The sequence below is a fragment of the Patescibacteria group bacterium genome (assembly GCA_028711655.1).
Lineage (GTDB): Bacteria > Patescibacteriota > Patescibacteriia > Patescibacteriales > JAQTRU01 > JAQTRU01.
Genome location: JAQTRU010000055.1, coordinates 1,466 through 5,295, shown reverse-complemented (window position 1 = coordinate 5,295; position 3,830 = coordinate 1,466). Strand labels below are relative to the sequence as shown.

The window sequence follows — 3,830 nt, the reverse complement described above, 5'->3', positions numbered from 1 at the left end:
GGTACAAACAAAAATCGGCTTCGTGCCGGTTTTTTGTTTGTGCTGTCCATGGGGTTTGAGAACCCCGAAGTTTAATGGGGCTTCCGCCCCTTCGATTCCCCGTGGCGGTACATAATAATTTCGCGAGCGTGTGAGCGCCTGCCCGCCTCTGGAGGGAGCGATCCCGCAAACGCAGTTTTGCGGGGCTCATCTTGGTAACCGGTGTTCGACCTGCCCCGCAGATTGAGCGAAGCGAAATTGTGCGGGGTTCCCTGCCTGCCGGCAGGTGGGCCCGTGGCGGTACAAATTAATCTTAAACTTCGCTTTTGGCGGATTTTTTTTATAAAAAAACGGCTGGTAAAAATTTTGCCAGCCGCAAAAATATTTGTCCCGAACGGTTTTCTAGGGAGCATTTACAACACCCGCCATCAACCCAAAAACCAAACCGACGCCCCCGGATGCCACCAGCCGATAGGTTTGCGGCATGGTAGTATTGCCAAAAATATGGTAAGCCGCCACCATCGCAACCGCGAAAGCGACAACGGTCCAAAGGCATTGTTTCGCTCTTTCCTTCGACATGGCCCAAACCTCCTGTCCTTAAGTTCGGTTTCGTAAACATTCACAAAAGAACCGCTCCGAATTAATGCCAAAAACCTCCTTGTTAGACAGAACCCATTTAATTATAGTATAGGTCTTTTCCTTAAAAAAGTCAAAAACAAAACACCGTTTCCCGCGAAACGGTGTTTTTATAAATTTTTCAAACCTCCTTCTTGCGCGACTTTCTCCTTTAATTCCGGTCGCAGATATCCTGCCACTCGCAATTAAACTGGCCGCAGTTTTTTTTCTTCCCTGTGTTAAAACAGGGAATATTGCCCTCATTTTCCTGTTTTTCATGAATTCTTTCCGTGGCCACCTCCGGCTTCAGAGAAAAAAGCCGGACAAGATCCTTGGAGCATCCGGGGCAGAGGCCTGATCTCGAAATCTTGTCCTGGGGGAAAAATCCTTGGCATTCCGCGCAATACACTTTTTCAAGGTTCATCTTTTTCCTCCTTTCCGGAAAAATTTTTAAAATTGGAAATAAATATTATCGTTTGTTTTCATTATAACAAACTTAAATAAAATTGTTAAATTTTTTAAGCGCAAACTTGTTTGCGAAGCGGTCGAACCTGCTTTGCAAATAAAAAGGGAGGCTAAACGCTATTAGCTTCGAAATAAAAACAAAACTCTTTGGAAAAACCAAAGAATTTTGTTTATTCAGAACTTCTTTTTTAATTTTTATTATTTTTTGACAATCGCGATCGCGTTCGATTCCACCAGCTGGGGATCTGCATACAAGCCCGCAACTTCGACAAAAGTCATGGTGTGGAGACCGTTGGGGAAATATTCACGGATGAGCCCGGCGGCAATATCATTGTAGTCGCCCGCCTTGTTTCCGCTTCGTGTTTCCGGACATACGAAGTTCTGGAGAAATACAACATCGTCCATGGTAGAGCCGTAATTGGCGAGAACCGCCTTTATATTCTCAAGGACAGCGCGGAATTGCTGTTCAAAATCACCCATTAAAAATTCCGGCATCCCGTTCTCATCAACTTCTTGGCCATGGGCGAGCTGCCCCGCGACAAAAATCATGTTTCCTGATTTGATGCCCTGGGCATATGACCAATCTTTTTCCCAGGCAACCCCGAATCCGAATTTTTCCGGCTCTTCCCCGGCTATCCGGCAAAGATTTCCGCCCAAATAATAAACGGCGCCAACCAAAAGAACCAATACTATGACCCAGATAACTATTCTAGTGTTTTTGTTCATTTTTTTGTTCGTTAATGTTGTTTAAAAATTTGTCGACCTTTCGCTTATTATATTATACAATATTTTTTGAAAAAAATAAATAAACCGGAAAATAAATTACATGAATCGCTTTAAATCCATTATAACAAATTTTCCGGCAAATGTTAAATCTTGATTTTCACAATTTCCCCTATCTTTTTGTTTTTTGCCTTATTTTTATTAAATTCCATATCAAAATAAAATTCAGTCTTGCCCTTTATTTTTCTGTTTTTTTCACTTTCCATGACTACTTCCAACTCTCTGCCTTCAAATTTCTTTTTGAAATCTTTTTCCATCTTTTCTCCCAATCCCCTCAAAGTTTCGGCCCGCCCGGCTTTTTCTTCCTCCCCCACCCTGTGTGGCAATTTGGCCGCCAAAGTTCTCTCATGCGCGGAAAACGGAAAAACATGCAATCGGCTGAATTTCATCTTTTTAACAAAATTATAAGTTTTATTGAAATCATTTTTTGTTTCGCCCGGGAAACCCACGATTACATCAGTACTGATGGCAATATCAGGCAGGCTCTTTCTAATTTTTTTAATTCGTAATTCGTAATTCGCAATTGAATACGGCCGGTTCATTAATTTCAAAATCTTGTCATTGCCGGACTGCAGAGGAATATGCAGATGCTTGCAAATTTTTTTCGCGCTCGCCATTAATTTTACCAGTTCATCGCTCACTTCATTTATTTCTATTGAACTTAATCTTACCCGTCCCAACCCTTTTATTTTAATTATTTTCTGCAATAACTCCGCCAGTCTCCCCTCTCCCCTTCTTCGCCCCCTCTTGCCTTCTGCTCCATATAACCCCAGATGAATTCCGCACAGAACCACTTCCCTGTAGCCCGCCCTTGTCGCTTGTTTTATTTCGTCTATTACTTCTTTTATTCTCCGGCTTCTTAGTTTTCCCCGCGCGTAAGGGATAATGCAATAAGAGCAGAATTGCTCGCACCCGTCCTGAATTTTTATAAAATATCTTGATTTGTCCTCCCGGAATTTGACATTTGAATTTTGCCCACCCCGCTTCGCTTGGCGAGGCCGGGGGATTTGATTTGATATTTGAATTTTGCCATTTGTCATTTTTTTTGCCAAATCATCCATCCTTTTTCTCCAAATAAAATCAACTCCCAGGCCATCAATTTCCCCTTTATAAACCCTTGGCCAACAGCCGACTAAAATAATTTTGGCTTCCGGATTTTCCTTGCGCGCTTTATTTATCATTCTTTTGCCTTTGCTTATAGCGCTTTGCGTCACGGCGCAGGTGTTGACAATAGCAAAGTCGGCTTTATCGCCGACCAAAATAAAACCAGCCGCCTCTAACCCAGCCGCCAGCCTGTTTGAATCATACTGGTTGACTTTACAGCCCAAAGTGTAAATTTTAAATCTGTTCCCAAGCATATTTATCTGCTATAATAATAAAATCTAATCAAAGTCTTGTCAAAAATATCTTTTCTTGTTATTATTCTAAATAAGTAAAAGCCTGCATAAAGCGGTTTTTTATTTTGTTTGCTTACAAAAACAAAATTCAAATGAGCGCCGTTAGCTCAGTCGGTAGAGCAGCTGCCTTTTAAGCAGAAGGTCACAGGTTCGAATCCTGTACGGCGCACAAATATGTTCTTTACTTATGCCATTTATAATAAAATAAGGGATAAGATTTATATCGGTCATACTTCTGGCCTGGAAGATAGAATTAAGAGACATAATAAAATATTAAAAAATAAGGCAAAATCATACACAAGCAAAAATAATGGGAATTGGAGCTTAGTATACAAAGAGGAATTTAATACCCGCGCGGAAGCAATAAAAAGAGAAAAAGAATTAAAAAGTTATCGCGGCCGCCAATTTATTCGTTCAATTATAAATCGCGATAAAACCAGTCGGTAGATCCGCCGGCTGGCGGACTTTTAAGCAGAAGGTCACAGGTTCGAATCCTGTACGGCGCACAAATATGTTCTTTACTTATGCCATTTATAATAAAATAAGGGATAAGATTTATATCGGTCATACTTCTGGCCTGGAAGATAGAAT

Annotated in this window: 4 protein-coding genes and 1 tRNA gene; 1 reads left to right on the top strand and 4 read right to left on the bottom strand. The window is 41.2% G+C overall.

The genetic code is table 11. The features are described from left to right. Positions 1-381: 381 nt before the first annotated feature. The 4 genes from PHQ42_05130 to mtaB form a co-directional block, all read right to left on the bottom strand. Positions 382-558: a hypothetical protein gene (locus PHQ42_05130; protein ID MDD5072083.1), complete on the bottom strand. Its 177-nt coding sequence runs from the start codon at positions 556-558 to the stop codon at positions 382-384. A gap of 208 nt (positions 559-766) precedes the next feature. Further along, the gene (locus PHQ42_05125) at positions 767-1,018 is read right to left on the bottom strand and encodes a hypothetical protein (protein ID MDD5072082.1); all 252 of its coding nucleotides are present in this window, start codon (positions 1,016-1,018) and stop codon (positions 767-769) included. 239 nt (positions 1,019-1,257) lie between these two features. Continuing rightward, positions 1,258-1,785, bottom strand: a complete 528-nt coding sequence (locus PHQ42_05120) for a RidA family protein (GenBank protein MDD5072081.1) — start codon at positions 1,783-1,785, stop codon at positions 1,258-1,260. A gap of 143 nt (positions 1,786-1,928) precedes the next feature. Continuing rightward, a complete protein-coding gene (gene mtaB, locus PHQ42_05115) occupies positions 1,929-3,200 on the bottom strand; it encodes a tRNA (N(6)-L-threonylcarbamoyladenosine(37)-C(2))-methylthiotransferase MtaB (GenBank protein ID MDD5072080.1) in 1,272 nt (423 codons plus the stop codon). Between the two features lie 135 nt (positions 3,201-3,335). Between mtaB and PHQ42_05110 the strand changes: the two genes are divergently transcribed. Continuing rightward, a tRNA-Lys gene (locus PHQ42_05110) sits at positions 3,336-3,408 on the top strand. Positions 3,409-3,830: the final 422 nt, after the last annotated feature.